This is a genomic window from Methanofollis sp. W23 (assembly GCF_017875325.1).
Lineage (GTDB): Archaea > Halobacteriota > Methanomicrobia > Methanomicrobiales > Methanofollaceae > Methanofollis.
On sequence record NZ_JAGGMN010000001.1, the window covers coordinates 557,194 to 572,362 of the forward strand.

General features: G+C 59.9%; 10 protein-coding genes. 5 read left to right on the plus strand and 5 right to left on the minus strand.

Translation table 11 applies throughout. The features are described 5' to 3' along the window. The first annotated feature begins 49 nt into the window (after positions 1-49). Complete coding sequence (locus J2129_RS02330) at positions 50-1,288, plus strand: hypothetical protein (protein WP_209629249.1); 1,239 nt, start codon at positions 50-52, stop codon at positions 1,286-1,288. Positions 1,289-1,607: 319 nt separating this feature from the next. Here J2129_RS02330 and J2129_RS02335 read toward each other — a convergent pair whose 3' ends face one another. Together J2129_RS02335 and J2129_RS02340 are read right to left on the minus strand one after the other, a co-directional pair. After that, entirely contained in the window at positions 1,608-2,711 is a 1,104-nt protein-coding gene (locus J2129_RS02335; protein ID WP_209629250.1) for an inositol-3-phosphate synthase, read from the minus strand. A 129-nt stretch (positions 2,712-2,840) separates the two neighbouring features. Continuing rightward, positions 2,841-3,062, minus strand: coding sequence for a hypothetical protein (locus J2129_RS02340; protein ID WP_209629251.1), 222 nt, complete (start codon positions 3,060-3,062; stop codon positions 2,841-2,843). A 105-nt stretch (positions 3,063-3,167) separates the two neighbouring features. Here J2129_RS02340 and J2129_RS02345 point away from each other — a divergent pair, with 105 nt between their 5' ends. Further along, a complete protein-coding gene (locus J2129_RS02345; RefSeq protein WP_281069788.1) occupies positions 3,168-3,596 on the plus strand; it encodes an EVE domain-containing protein in 429 nt (142 codons plus the stop codon). Here the strand turns inward: J2129_RS02345 and J2129_RS02350 are convergent. Further along, positions 3,587-5,374 carry an SLC13 family permease gene (locus tag J2129_RS02350; protein WP_209629253.1) on the minus strand — a complete coding sequence of 596 codons (1,788 nt, stop codon included), beginning with the start codon at positions 5,372-5,374 and terminating at the stop codon, positions 3,587-3,589. The genes J2129_RS02345 and J2129_RS02350 overlap by 10 nt on opposite strands. A gap of 124 nt (positions 5,375-5,498) precedes the next feature. Here J2129_RS02350 and J2129_RS02355 point away from each other — a divergent pair, with 124 nt between their 5' ends. From J2129_RS02355 to J2129_RS02365, 3 genes are all read left to right on the plus strand, one after another. Continuing rightward, positions 5,499-7,178, plus strand: a complete 1,680-nt coding sequence (locus J2129_RS02355) for an AMP-binding protein (protein ID WP_209631222.1) — start codon at positions 5,499-5,501, stop codon at positions 7,176-7,178. A 576-nt stretch (positions 7,179-7,754) separates the two neighbouring features. Then, a complete protein-coding gene (locus tag J2129_RS02360) occupies positions 7,755-9,434 on the plus strand; it encodes an AMP-binding protein (protein ID WP_209629254.1) in 1,680 nt (559 codons plus the stop codon). Positions 9,435-10,041: 607 nt separating this feature from the next. Beyond that, on the plus strand, positions 10,042-10,827 hold the full coding sequence (locus J2129_RS02365; protein ID WP_209629255.1) for an alpha/beta hydrolase: 786 nt from the start codon (positions 10,042-10,044) through the stop codon (positions 10,825-10,827). A 1,187-nt stretch (positions 10,828-12,014) separates the two neighbouring features. On the opposite strand, the gene mmp10 is transcribed toward J2129_RS02365, so the two are convergent. Both mmp10 and J2129_RS02375 read right to left on the minus strand, forming a co-directional pair. Next, positions 12,015-13,244: a methyl coenzyme M reductase-arginine methyltransferase Mmp10 gene (mmp10, locus tag J2129_RS02370; protein WP_209629256.1), complete on the minus strand. Its 1,230-nt coding sequence runs from the start codon at positions 13,242-13,244 to the stop codon at positions 12,015-12,017. Positions 13,245-13,437: 193 nt separating this feature from the next. Continuing rightward, the gene (locus J2129_RS02375) at positions 13,438-15,015 is read right to left on the minus strand and encodes a hypothetical protein (protein WP_209629257.1); all 1,578 of its coding nucleotides are present in this window, start codon (positions 15,013-15,015) and stop codon (positions 13,438-13,440) included. Positions 15,016-15,169 lie beyond the last annotated feature (154 nt).

The window sequence follows — 15,169 nt, forward strand, 5'->3', positions numbered from 1 at the left end:
AAACGTTTATACAGATAGGCAGATCAAAAACGGGAAGACAGGAAATCCAATGGCATTAAACAACGGGCTGGAGATGATCGAGTGGCTGCGAAAAAATTTCAATACCATCACTCCGACGCACGCCCTTGCCCTGAAGGCAACCCGGCATCTCCGAAAATCTGAGAAGAAATATTTGTTTTCCGAGGACATCTCCCTGATGCGGACCGCAGAGGGGCGGTGGTATGAAGGGCTCATCTATGAGATGATGATCCTGGCGGCGTCGAAGTGCAAATATGTCAAGGGTATGATCAGGAAGGGGGCCGACGCTCCCTATACCAGGCATAAACTCTCCCAGCACCAGAACGGGACATTTTACTCGAATTATGGCGATATCAAGGTCAGGGGCAACGGCCAGGACCTTGCCGAGGTCGACCTCGTCCTCGTCGACCAGGAGAATACCGTCGCCTTTGCCGAGATCATCACGTCGCCCGCCGACCTCAAGGACTTCGAACAGGAGATCATCTTTAAGAAACGGCTCATCGGCTACCTGTACGGCCAGCCTCTTGTCCCGTTTATCCTTGTCTCGTCGGTGGACATCTCAAGGAACACCATCGTCCAGCGGATCATGAAGGAACCTGACTCGGTCCTGATCGTCACGCCGTCGTGCGAGGAGATCAAGAAGATGCTCAACCCGCGGGAGATCAGGTACAGGCCGAGAAAACCGATCGCCCACCAGAAATTAATCCCTCTTGCCGATGTTAGTCCGAAGCGTCCTTTCGATTATCGGGAACTCCATGACCGGCGCAGGGAACAGATGATCGCCTTGATGGACGAGGGCGCACCCTGCGAGGCACTGACAGCCCCGGACGAGATCCCGCCGATCGTCAAGAAGATCGTCTTTGGCGCCCTCCACCCGCCGGCGATCAAGTATCTTTTCGAGCGCACGAAGGTCACGATCAAGGGCGAACCTCTTACCTATGACGAGGTGATGAAGCGCTTCTCCAAAGTGATCGTCGCGGTCAACCTCCCTGAGTGCCGCCCGATCCTGTACTTCAGGAGCCGCAAAAAGAAGGAGTATTTTAAGATGGTCCCGGCCAAGGTCGGGGGGTTCAAGTACGAGAGCAGGCGCACTCCGCATATGGCAGGGTTCTTCCTCTGGCTTGAGAGCACCAGACCTACGCTTGGCACCCGCAAGACCAGGATTCTTCTTGATTACTTTGTCAGGGACGAGAAGAAAGAGGCAGTAAAAAAGAAAAGTCCTTCGAAGCGGTCGAAGCGTCCGAAGAGGACGAAGAAACGCAAGAAATAACGGTCCTGTAGAGATCCTCTCCCAGACCTCTCTGCCCCCCCCACAACACGATAGAGTCGAGGACGGCGACTCCCTCTATGGGATCGTCGGCGATGCCTTCCCGTCCTTATCTTCATCCCCGGGGCGAGCATGAAGAAAGGCCTGGGATCAGAACCTTGCTCAGAGAAACGACACAAGGGGTCGAGGGCCGCACCCCCCTCTTCATCTTCCCCTCGTCTTCAATGAAGAGACGCAAGTGAAAGATGCGGCAGAGAATAGTTCCAGAACCCTCACGACCAAAAAAAATTCATAAAAAAATTCAGGAGAAACCCCTCGCCGCTCAGACCTGACGCCGCCCGGCGATGAACTCCTCGGTCATCGCATAGGCCTCGTCGTCAGGATACTGTTCTGGTGGATGCTTCATGAAGAACGAGGACGGCGAGACTAGCACCCCGCCGGTCCCCCGTTCGAGGGCGAGTTTGCAGCACCTGATCGCGTCGATGACCACTCCGCCTGAGTTCGGGGAGTCTTCCACCGAAAGCCGGAGTTCGAGGTTCATCGGGACATCGCCGAAAAGTCGCCCCTCCATCCGCAGGAAACAGACCTTGTTGTCGTTCTGCCACGGGACATAATCGCTTGGCCCGATATGGATATTCTCATCCTCAAGAGGGTGCGGGAGGACCGACTGGACCGCCTCCGTCTTCGAGACCCTCTTTGAGGCGAGGCGTTCATGCTTGAGCATATTCAGGAAGTCGGTGTTCCCCCCGGTGTTGAGCTGGTAGGTCCGGTCCAGGACGACACCGCGCTTGGCAAAGAGATCGGCAAGCGTCCGGTGAGTGATCGTCGCCCCGAGCTGCGCCTTGACGTCGTCGCCGATGATCGGGACCCCGCGGGCCCTGAACCGCTCCGACCATTCTGGATCACTTGCGATGAAGACTGGCATATTGTTGATGAGGGCCACCCCGGCATCGAGGGCGCACCCGGCATAGAACCTGGCCGCCTCCTCTGAACCGACCGGGAGATAATTGAGGAGGATCTCCGCACCCGACGCCTTCAGTTCTGCCACGACCTCCTCCTTCGTCGCCTCAGGTTCATCGCTCAGGACAAAGGTCCGCGCCTCAGGGTAGTGCTCCATATGATCTGAACACCCGTCAAGGACCCTTCCCATCTTCACCGTCCGCCCTGTCTCCTGGATCTCAGGACAGAAGATCTTTGTGCAGTTCGGCGGAGCAAAGATCGCCTCGGCAATATCCCTGCCCACCTTGCGTCCATCGATATCGAAGGCGGCGACGACCTCGATGTCGCCCGGCGTATACCCGCCGATATCCCAGTGCATCAGCCCGATCGCGTCCAGGTCTGTACGGTTCCGATAGTACTCGATCCCCTGGATGAGGGAAGACGCACAGTTCCCGACACCGACGATGGCTATTTTTATCCGATCCATAGAACCGTCCACTAATTAGGATATCGGCCTGTGATACTTTAATGATAACGAATCGGGCCAGGACGAATGGTGACTTTTTTCCAAAAATGAAGAATGGAGTCGTCTTCCACACGGGACGTACCCCACCCGTCAGGGCACATACGGACTTTCTTCAAAGAGTTTCAGCGCAGTCGGCACGTGGCTTTTCACCTGATCATAGAAATAGCGCACATACTGCGGGTCCGAGAGATCGATCGATCCCTGGACCGTCCTCCTCAGCCACTCGGGAAGTGTCCCCTCCTCCTCGACCGAGTTCATGACCACGACCACCGTCTCGTCGACGTCTCGTCTGCTTGTCCACCTGTACGGCATACTTACCTCCCCTCTCCGGGCTATCACATGGCCCCGACATTTATATATTCCGCCTCACCCCTGCGCCCTCGAAACCCTTTAATACGGGCCAGCCAATCACCCTCCATGACCTGCTGGATTGCCGTCTCTGAAGAGAATAGATGGGAGATGATCAAGGAAAAGATGGTCTGGGCCGTCGCCCAGCGCCATGCCGACACGATCAGCAAGGTCGAACTCGGCGACCGCCTCCTTGTCTATATCCATGACCTGGACGAACCTGCCTTTCTTGGGGCCTTCGAGATCGCGTCCGAACTCTATATCAACCGTATCCCGCTTTTCCCCGGAACCAAAGAAGTCTATCCGCTCAGGGTCAAACTCAAACCGGTCACGCTCTTCCCCACCCCGGTACGGGCAGCCCCTCTTGCCGCAGCACTGGCGGGCTTCAGGAACATGGAAGACTGGCAGGACGACCTTGCTGCTCAGGCGATGCGGGCGGTCCCTGACAAAGATTACGCGCGGGTCATGGCCGCCGCCGCCGCCCAGGTTCAGAAGTAGAGGAGATAGACCAGGGACGTCGAGACCAGGGCCACGAGCGGGGTGAGGACCGCCCCGACCCGGAGGTAGTCGCGGGTGCGGTAGCCCCCGGGCCCCATCAGCAGGGCATTGACCTGGTTTGTAGGGAGAAGAAAGGAGTTGGAGGCCGAGACCCCGATGAGCAGCGCAAGTCCGGTCGGGTCAAGGCCGCTCTCTCCCGCGAGGGCGAGGGCGGGAGGGACCAGGAGGACTGTCGCCGCCGCATTGGAGAGGAAGAGCGAGAGGAAGGCGGTGAGAAGGGAGAAGCCAAGGAGGACCAGGAAGAGAGAATGCTCGGCCAGGAGCGCGGTCAGTCCGGCGGCGATCACCCCGGTGGCCCCTGACGTTTCCATCGCGATCCCGAGCGGGATCAACCCCCCGATGAGGACGATGGTCTGCCATTCGATGGCCTGGTAGGCCTCGCCGACGCTCACCACCCCTGAGAGGACCATCCCCACCGCCCCCGTAAAAAAGGAGAGCCCGATCGGCGCCCCGGTAAGAGTAAGGAGGAGCGCCCCGGCAAAACACGCCGCCGCGGCCGGGGCCCTGGACTCCCGCAGTCCCGCCTCCTCGAGCGGGGTGGCGAGCACGAACCCGGTACCCTCGGCAAGGGTCCGCAGGCGTTCCCAGCGCCCGTGCACCACGATGATGTCGCCAGATTTCAGAGGGCGGTCAGAGAACTCGTGGAACGGGCCTTCGTCACTAGAGACCAGGAGGAGCGGTTCGACCCCCAGGTTCTTTCGCAGGGTCAGTTCCCTGAGCGTCCTGCCCACCGCCCCGGCGTTCGGCCTCACCACCACCTCGGCAAACCCGGCACTGGCCTGGGAGAGTCCAAGGACGATCTGCCCCTCTCCCCTACTCACCTCCAGGCCGTAGTCATGGACGCACCTGAGAAAGTCCTCTCCTTTTCCAAGGAGTGCAAGTTCCTGCCCGGCGAGAAAGTGCGTGTAGCGCCAGGGGGCATAGAGGACGTCGCCCTCCTCGGAGAGGGCGAGGAGGTGGAGGGTGTATCCGGCGATGAACCCGGCTTCCTCGCGCGTCATCCCTACAAGCGGACTTGTCTCCGGGATGCGGCAGTAGCACACCTCGGCGGGCAGATCCCATCCCTCGACGAGGTCTTCCTGGGGCCGCGGCACCTTGCCGGCGGCAGGGCGTGGGAGGAGGTGGCGCCCGGCAAGGGCGAGGAGAACGGTCCAGGTCAGGAGGAGTGCAAGCCCAACCGGTGCCGGGGCAAAGAGCCCGAAAGGCTCGTAGCCTCCCTGGAGCATAATGTCGTTGAGGAGGATGAGCGGGGTCGACCCGACCATGGTGACCGTCCCGCCGAGGATCACCGCAAACCCGGCGGGCATCAGGAGCCGCGAGGGCGGGATCCTGGCACTCCTGGCGACCCGGAGTAGTGCAGGGAGGAAGAGCACGGCCGCTCCGATATTCTGCATCACCGACGAGACCATGCCGACGACCGCAGAGGCCGTCACGACGAGGCGCCGCTCTGAACGCCCGCCCCTGGCGATGAGGAACTGCGAGACCCGGTGCATCAGCCCGGCCCTATCGATCCCGTATCCCAGGACCATCACGCTGGCCATCGCAACGACGGCGTTGCTTGCAAACCCGGAGAAGGCCTGGGCCGGGGTGACCAGTCCGAGCCACGCAAGGGCGAGCAGGAGGAGCGCCGCGGTGACGTCGAGCCTGAACCGTTCGGTCACAAAGAGCACGACCGCCGCGAGGAGCACGCCGATGGCTGCGATCGTCCCGATGTCCAACTCTCCCAGGCCCCCTGATCGCCAGGAGATCGCCCTGCGTATTCATAAAGCCCGGGGTCTGACCGGCGTCAGGACCGCACAGATTAAAAAGCGCTGGATGACCATAGGTATACGGACAGATCCCATGGCGGAGCACAACATGGAAAACTACGAAGAGACCTATGCGGACTTCACGATCGACGTCCCCGAGTACTTCAATTTCGGCTACGACGTCGTCGATGCATGGGCCAAAAAAGATCGCAACCGCCTTGCCATGATCTGGGTTGACCAGCACGGTGAAGAGAAGAAATTCACCTACCGGGACATGGCAAATCTCTCGAACCAGGCGGCAAACATCCTGCTCAAGTACGACATCTGCAAGGGTGATCGGGTACTGATCCTCCTCCCACGAGTACCTGAATGGTGGATCTTCGTCACCGCCCTCATCAAACTCGGTGCCGTATACTGTCCATGCCCGACGCTCCTCACCCCCAAGGACCTGAAGTACCGGGTGAACGCGGGCAAGTTCAAGATGGTCATCACGAACCTGGAGCATTCCTGGAAGATCGATGAGATCTGTAAGGAGTGCCCCACGCTCAAGTATCGTTTCCTGGCGGACGGCGAGCAGGAGGGGTGGGCGAGTTTCCCGTACGAACTGATGTACCCTGCGCCGGTCCTTCACCACACGGTCTCGCTCCCGGTGAAGAAGAAGACGAAGGCGACCGACCCGATGCTCATCTACTTTACGTCGGGCACGACCGGCGAGCCCAAGATGGTGCTCCATGACCAGGCCCATCCGCTCGGCCATATCATCACTGCAAAGTACTGGCAGGACCTCACCAAGCATGATGTCCACTTCACGTTCTCTGATACCGGGTGGGCGAAGTGCGGATGGGGCAAGATCTTCGGGCAGTGGATCTGCGGGGCGGCGATCTTTGTCCATGATATCCATGGCAAGTTCTCCGCGACCGAACTCCTCCCGCTCATGGAGAAGTACGAGGTCAGCACCTTCTGTGCGCCCCCGACGGTCTACCGGATGCTCATCCTTGCCGACCTGAAGAAGTACGACCTGCGCGAGTTGCGCCACTGCACCAGCGCGGGTGAGCCTCTCAACCCTGAGGTGATCAGGATCTGGCAGGAAGGGACCGGGATCACCATCAGGGAGGGCTACGGACAGAGCGAGACGGTCTGTGCCATCGCCACGTTCCCGTGCCTGGAACCGAAGCTCGGGTCGATGGGGCGCCCGTCGCCAGGGTGGCATGTCGAGGTCCATGACGAAGAGGGGCACCCGCTCGGCGCCTATGAGGAGGGGCGGATCGCGATCTCGCTTGACCCAAGGCCGGTCGGGCTGATCGTGGAGTACCTCGACAACCCTGAGGCCAATGCCGAGTCGTTCCAGAACGGGTTTTATTATACCGGCGACCGGGCGTATTACGACGACGACGGCTACTACTGGTTCGTGGGCCGTAACGACGACGTGATCAAGAGTTCGGGCTACCGGATCGGACCTTTCGAGGTCGAGTCGGCGCTCATGGAGCACCCGGCGGTCAAGGAGTGTGCCGTCGTCGGGTCTCCGGACCTCATCCGCGGGATGATCGTCAAGGCGTTTGTCATTCTCAACGAGGGGTTCGAGTCGTCTGACGTCCTTGTCAAGGAGCTCCAGCGGCATGTCAAGAAGACGACCGCCCCGTACAAATACCCGCGGGCGATCGAGTTCGTCGACGACCTCCCCAAGACCATCTCGGGCAAGATCAAGCGCAAGGAACTGAAGATGCTTGAGATGGAACGTTACGAGAAGAACCACAACCACGACCAGGACGAGTAAGCCTGGACCTGGGTTTTTTCTTTTCTTTTTTCTTATTCTGGAGAGAGCAGATCATCGTGATGGCCTCGCCTTCTTACGCCAGCGGACCCCGCGGATGAGATGAGGATACTGCATGAAGAGAGTGGTGCCGTCCCCAACCTGATCCTGTCGCGGCGCCCCCCCGACAGAGGGAGAGCGCGAAATAATTTTTTTCATCCATTTGCTGGACCTCATGATCTGATCGACGTGCCTTCCTCTATCACCCGCGCCGGGGGCGCGGCCCCCGGACCCCTGGGGATGAAGATAGGGCCGGGGAGGCATCGCCGACGATCCCGTAGAGGGAGTCGCCGTCCTCGGCCAATCGTGTAGCAGGGGGTCCGGGGGTGCACCCCCCCCGCCACAGAGAGACACCACAAAAATTTGACTGAGTAATCTGAGGACAATTCTGATCACCCCACGCTCCCCACCCGGTCTTCTCTCCAGGGGAACGAGCGCCAGCACGGGATCAAAACAGTCGCTCTGGCACATCTACGAGCGTTTTTCCAGACCCCATACATCGCATACTATATCAACCGTTCCTCCCAATGGTATAGCGTTATGCACGACGCCGAGCATACATACCAAACCTACGAGGACGTCTATGCCTCCTACCATCAGGAGGTGCCGGAGTACTTCAACTTCGGCTTTGACGTCGTCGACATGTGGGCAGAGAAAGACCGCAACAGACTTGCGATGATCTGGACCGACCAGGAAGAGCATGAGAAGTACTACACCTTCCGCCACCTGATGAACCTCTCGAACCAGGCGGCCAACATGCTCCTCAAGTACGGTATTAACAAGGGCGACCGGGTCATCCTCATGCTTCACCGCGTTCCAGAGTGGTGGATCTTCGCGATTGCGGCCATTAAGCTCGGCGCCATATTTTGCCCCTGTCCGACGATGCTGACCCCCAAGGACCTGGAGTACCGGGTCAATGCCGGCAAGTTCAAGATGGTCATCACCGACACCGAGAACGCATGGAAGGTCGAGGAGATCTGTGCCAAGTGCCCTTCGCTTGTCTCTCGCTTCCTGGTGGATGGGGAGATGGCCGGATGGGTCAGTTACCCCATCGAACTCACCTACCCGGCCCCGGCCTCGACCACCCTTGTCCAGCTCCCTGGCATGAAGAGGACGAGGTCGACCGACCCGATGCTCATCTTCTTCACGTCGGGCACGACCGGCGAGCCCAAGATGGTGCTCCACAACCAGGCCTACCCGATCGGCCACATCATCACCGGGAAGTTCTGGCTCGACATCAAGCCAAACGACCTTCACTTCACCCTCGCCGACACCGGGTGGGGCAAGTGCGCCTGGGGCAAGTTCTTCGGGCCCTGGATGCAGGGGGCCTGCACCCTCATCTTCGACATCCGCGGCAAGTTCAAGGCGACCGAACTCCTGCCGGTCCTTGAGAGATATGAGGTGACCAGTTTCTGCGCCCCGCCGACGGTCTACCGGATGCTCATCCTTGCCGACCTCGAAAAGTTCGACCTCTCGCAGCTCCACCACTGCGCCAGCGCCGGCGAGCCCCTCAACCCCGAGGTGATCAGGGCATGGAAGAAGGGGACCGGAGAGACGATCTACGAGGGCTATGGCCAGACCGAGACGGTGCTCTGTATCGGGACGTTCCCCTCTATGGAACCGAAGTTCGGGTCGATGGGTAGGCCTTCGCCAGGGTGGCAGGTCGAACTCCATGACGACGACGGCACCCCTGTCCCTGTCGGCGAGGAGGGGCGGATCGCGATCAAGGCCGACCCCAGGCCTCCTGGCATGTTCATGGAGTACCTTGCGAACCCTGATGCGAATGAGGAATCCTTCGAGGACGGGTGGTATTACAGCGGGGACAAGGCCTACATGGACGAAGACGGCTATTTCTGGTTCGTGGGCCGTAACGACGACGTGATCAAGAGTTCGGGCTACCGGATTGGTCCCTTCGAGGTCGAGTCGGCGCTCATGGAGCATCCCTCGGTCCAGGAATGTGCCGTGGTGGGATCGCCCGACATAATCCGGGGGATGATCGTCAAGGCGTTTGTCGTCCTGGCGCCGGGCTTCGAGCCCTCGGACGCCCTTATCAAGGAACTCCAGAAGTTCGTGAAGCGGACGACCGCCCCGTACAAATACCCGCGGGCGGTCGAGTTCGTCGAGGATCTTCCAAAGACTATCTCAGGCAAGATCAAGCGGAATGTCCTGCGCGACCTCGAGATGAAGCGGCACAACAATCACGGCGACGACCAGGAGTGAGGAGGGGCGGGGGCAAGTGTCCCCTCTCTCTGCGTGCTTTTTTTGCTTTTTTTGGTTCTGGAGAAAATCTCACTTGTCGCAGGGAGAATGTGTGTCACCCGCCTTCCTACAGTCTTTCGCCGGGGGCGCGGCCCCAGAACCCCAGGGACCGCGATGAGAACAGGAAGGCAGAATAGATGACCATGATGGAGGGGTTGCCGTCCTCGACCTATCGTGTGGGCGGGGGGTTCGGGGGGCAGCACGCCCCCCGCCAGAGAGATTCATCACGAGGATTTCTACAGAGTTCTTTTTTCGGCTTTGTAGAAAATCTCAGGTTTTTTGGTTTGAGTATGATTCAACCGCCTTCCCTCAATCTTCTCGCCGGGGGCCCTGCCCCCGGACCCCTGGAATTAAGATAGAGCGGGGAAGGCATATTCGAAATCCTTGAAGGGGAAGTGCCGTCCACAACCAATCGTGACGCATTGGTGACCAGGGGGCGTGCCGCCCCCCGCCCGAACAAATCTCAGACCCGCCATCGCCCCCACGTCCCGCCCTCCTTCTCAGGCATATCCTATATCTCTCTCTGGAGGCAACTGCACCTGATCGGTCGAGATAGAGGAACAGCGAGATGCACACCCTGAGACGCTACGGCGAGAGCCCGTTTTCCATCGCGGTCGTCCACGGCGGCCCGGGCGCGGCCGGAGAGATGGCGCCGGTTGCCCGTGAACTTTCGTCTGTGGGTGGCGTCCTTGAACCGTTCCAGACGGCGACCACCCTTGAAGGCCAGGTCGAGGAACTGAAGAATGTTCTGGAGAGCGAAGGGGATCCTCCGGTCACCCTCATCGGTTTTTCGTGGGGGGCATGGCTTGCATGGATCGTGGCCGCCCGGTATCCTTCGGTCGTGAAAAAACTCATTCTCATCGGGAGCGGCCCGTTTGAAGAGAAGTGTGCCGGGGAGATTATGAGGACCAGACTCGAAAGACTCGGGGACGACGAGAGAGAAGAAGTCCTCTCCCTGATGAAAGTCCTGAGCGGTCCGGCCGTGGGGAACCGTGACACCGCTCTGGCCAGGTTCGGGTCCCTCCTCGCCAGGGCGGACGCCTATGACCCCCTGGCCCATGACGAGGAGGTCGCGGAGTGCCGGTATGAGGTCTATCAGCACGTCTGGAATGAGGCCGATGCGTTGAGGAGCAGCGGGGAACTGCTGGCATCAGGGGAGCAGATCAAATGTCGGGTCGTCGTGGTCCATGGTGCGTATGACCCGCACCCCTTTGCAGGAACACACCTCCCCCTCTCCAGGGTTCTCAGAGACGTTCGGTTCATCCTGTTGGAGAAATGTGGCCACCGCCCCTGGACCGAGCGGCACGCAAAAGAGCGATGTTATGATCTCTTGAAAAACGAGGTTCTGGAGTGAGTGAACCATCGTCCTGTTGGGGCAGCATCTCTGATCGACGTGCCTTCCCAAACCCTTCTCTCGGAGGCGTTGCTCCCGAGATCTGTGGGGTGAAGATAGGGATGGGAAGGCAGAGAAAGAAATCGTGATGGAGGTCTTGTTGTCCCTGGCTCTCTTTTCACGAGATTATGGGATACTTTATCATGGCCAGGGTGTTCTATTGCCTGGGCCCTGTAGAATTGAACATGAACCCTGCGTGGGTTCAAGCATACGGGATGAAAATGATCTGAATCTCTGGCGCGTGCATCGAGCCTTGCTCCCCCTTCGAAGCAGGACACCCGGCGGGATCACCACTTCCTTACCGCCCCCAAACCCCTTCGGAATGGCGATTGGGTTGGAAAGGCAGCAAGAAGCCATGAAGAGAGGCTGCGATCCCCTGCCACTCTTCATCAGCGGGAGGTTTCGGGGGCAGTAAGCTCCCCGGTGGAGGATAAGGTCCAGAATCCCTGGAAGGAAAGCCTTCAGTTCAAGACGATGGTCGGGTCTCAGGGAGTTTTGGGATATGCTCATAGTAATTGAGCATGAACCTGCGGTTCAAGCATACGCGATGAAAATTGCTTTGATCACAGGGAGGGATCACCCAATCGCCGTCCCTCGGCTATCTTCTCTCTGTCGGGGGTTCCGGGAGGCACGGCCCCCGTCACAAACATGAGGGAAGGCGTTGGATCTGGTTCACCGGGGGGTGAGGTGAGTGATGAAAAAGTGATTTTGTAGAATCGGGCATGAACTCGGGGTTCAAGCATACGGGATGAAAATTCTTGTTGGTCTCTAGTGAGTGGAATCCTTATTCCCTCTTCGGAGCAGGACACCGCATAGGATCATTACGTCATTGCCGCCCCTGCCTATCCTCGCCGTGGGGGGTCCGGGGGCACTCGCCCCCCGGTGGCGAGATTGCGGTGAAGAGTCGCGACGAGGGCGGCACGTCTGATCGACCTGCCTTCGCGCACCCTCCTGCCTGGGGTGAGTGCCGCCCGGACCCCCAGGACCACGATGGGGCTGGGGGACCGAGCCCCCCGTCGAAGAGAGCCATCAAGAGGGGTTCTACAGAGCCGAAAAAGGATGTTTTCTACAGGTCTTTGGCCGGGTACATTTTATTGGGCGACCTTTTGATTCTGACTTCCCACTTATTCGTCGCCAGACTCGTTCACTCACTCGCTCCCGTACTGATTGAGCACATGGATCAGCGCGGCGAAGCCCTCCATCTCCATCAGCAGGACATCGTCCCTGCGCATCCCCATCGAGGTCTCGGCATCGGCGGTGAGCATCTCGGGACCGCGGACGACCGTGCGGGCAACGCCGTCGCGGGAGAGCACTTTTGTGGCTTCCCGGTCATGGACAAAGGCACGCCCAGGGATGATCACCGCCTCGTCGAGCGTGGAAGGGTCGAGGGCTGCAAGGTCGTCGCGGGTGATGAGACAGGCGATCTCCTTGGGCGCGGCCACCACCCGGCACCCCCCGCCGCAGGCGTCGAGCACCTGCTGGATGTACGGCGTGGCGATGCTCCCGCTGACCACCGTCGCCCGCCGCCGCACTCTCGGGAGTCTGGCCAGGAGGCCGGGTTCTTTGAGGATGGCGAAGGGGGACCCGATCTCAGGGTCCCAGAGGGGCGTGCCGCTGATCTTGAGGGAATGAGAGGCGGCCAATGCGGTGACCCTCTCCCTGAAAGCCTCCACGCTCTCGACCTCCTGCCCCTCGATGACCGGGGCGTTCCCAAGGATCAACCCCTGCTCGGTGGTGTTTGCAAACCGCATCAGGATCAGCCCCTTCGCCCCCGCGTCCTCCAGCCACGCACACGTCTCCTCGAGTTTCTCGCCGTCGTTGACGCCCGGGATCACCAACGCCGCCGCATAGACATCGATCTCCTCGCAGAGCCTGCGCATCACCGCAAGCGAAGCCTCGGGCGTAGGATCGTGCATATAGCGCCGGCGGAGTTCGGGGTCGGCCGAGAAGATGGTGTACGAGACCTCGGTAAGACCGTTCTCGATGAGCATATCGGCGATGCCGGGGTCGTCAAACCCCTTCCCGCTCGTATATCCGATATGGAGCGGGGCCTCCATGCTCCCGAGCAGTTCGACCAGGTCGGTGAATTCAGGGTAACAACTCGGGTCGCCGCCGCCGCTGATCGTGATGCGGCTGATCTCGCCGGAGAGCATCTGGAGGTTGGCAAGGATATCATCTGCAACCGTGGAGAGGGGTTTGAACCCGCGGTACTGCTCCTTCACCCCGCGGGTGCAGTAGTCGCAGCCCACCTTGAAGGGGGGACAGTACTGGCATCCGAAGGGTGCGACGTCGCCGACGTGCTTGAAATAACAGTACTCGCAAAACCCCCGGCAATCGACACCGGGCCGGCCCCCGATATCCACGGTCAACTGAGCCATCTGCTAATTCTTTCTGTTATGCAAGGTTAAATGCTCTGGGATCGCCGTGCGCCTGAAGAATAAAAGAGGTCGTCCCGGTTCTGTAGAATCAGGCATGAACCCTGGACTCAGGCATACAGGGAGCATATCCCACAACTCTCTTGGGGAGATGGTTTTGAGAGAGGCTTGAAGAGGGGGACCAGGCCGTGGCAGGTCACCTGAACCGCTTCCGGCCAAAGGCGATCCCGATGCCGAGGAGGGCGATCAGGAGGACCGTCAGATACCCGAGCACCGCCGGCAGTTTTCCGGCAGGTTCGGCAGGATCTTTTGAGGAGTCTTCCCAGACCCCGATCTCTTTGACGGCGGCGGCACCCCCTGGATTTTTCACCTCGCCCTCGCTGCTCTTCGGGGCCATCGTCTGTATCTCGATCATCTCCTCGCAGGGACCGACACGCTTCGACGGGCCTGACCAGTCGCTGCTCCCGCCGCCGTCATGCGACCTCCCCGGCCGTGCGTTCGCACCGACGGCGATCTCTTCCTGGTCGAAGGCAAAGACTGCCCCGTCCCTGCCGGCGCCGCAGAGCGTGACGATGTAGATCCCTTCAGTCAGACCGGAGAGTGCCGACGCCGGGACGGTGACCTCCTGCCCCTCGCCGACACCAGAGGTCCCGTAGCCCGCGGAGACCGGGAGGACCGCACCAGAGTCGCCGCCCCCCTTCGCGGCACCATCGGCACGCAATGTACACCTGACCGGACGCTCCTCCACGCCATCTCCGGGCACCTTCTGGATGAGGAAATCGATGAGAGAGACCGGGAAAACTCGAGGATGATCGATCATCGCCATGATAGTCTTGCAGTCAACCCTCATCTCGGCTTCATAGGAGGTATCTTTTCTGAAGATGAAGTACACCATCCCATCAAGAGATTCCCCGTCTTCAAAACCGAGGGTGACATTACCCCCGGCATAGGTCGCAGGAACGTCTCCGCCATTCCAGGTCATCGCACGGTCCTGGTCCATGACAAATACCGGCGTCATACCCAGGACCTCCATGGCACACGTCTCCTGGTCGTACCTGAAGGCGCACCAGAGGTACTCGCCTGGCGGGGGGAGAGTCCCGGGGTGTGCCTCTCCCATGGCACGTGCCCGCGCTGGGTCGACCGAAAATCTGCCGAGGTCGACGCGGGTGTTCGCCATGGTCGCGGCAGAGTCGCAGGGGTCATACCCGGTCCCGTTGAACTCTCCCCAGGATATGTACTCGCCGGACCTCGGGTTTATGTAGACGATCCCTCTGGGAGCGTACAGGTACATCGTATCGGTGCCTGCGAAGAGGGCTTCATATGTGGGTGTGCCCTGAACCTCCGGCGGAATTCTCATCAGGACGACGTTCCCGGTCTTTCCTGGTATCGCCGTTGAAACCGACGGGACCACCGACCTTCTGTAGACCGGATAGGTCTGCACTCCGGTCCAGTCGACCCCTGGAACGCTGCGGGTCGTGACCGTATATCTCTCCCCTCTGATGGTGGCGTCAGGAAAATCCCTGGAGACAGCCCTGACCGCTGGACAGGCGAGCACCTTCTGGTCATCCCCGGTGGTGCTGTCCAGCATGGTCCTGGTGACTGCAGGGTCGATGAGGTCGAGGAACGAGACCTCTGAAACTTCGAGTCCGTTGCATTCCAGGGGCTCGGAACACGTGATAAGCACCACAGGGTCGGCGGCCAGGGCCGCCGGCACGGTCCAGAAGAGCAGAGCGAGTAGAAATAGGGCCTGCCTGTACCGTATAAATGATTTCATTCTCCCCCCTCAGGTGTACGACAGGAGACGGTTATAGTATATAACTATTTGCTGCCGCCGGAGATCTCCAAAAAGAATAAATACATTTTATGGTGTTGTAGAACTCCTCGCCAATTCTCGGTGCAGGCGTGACACGACCGTCGGTCATCATGCC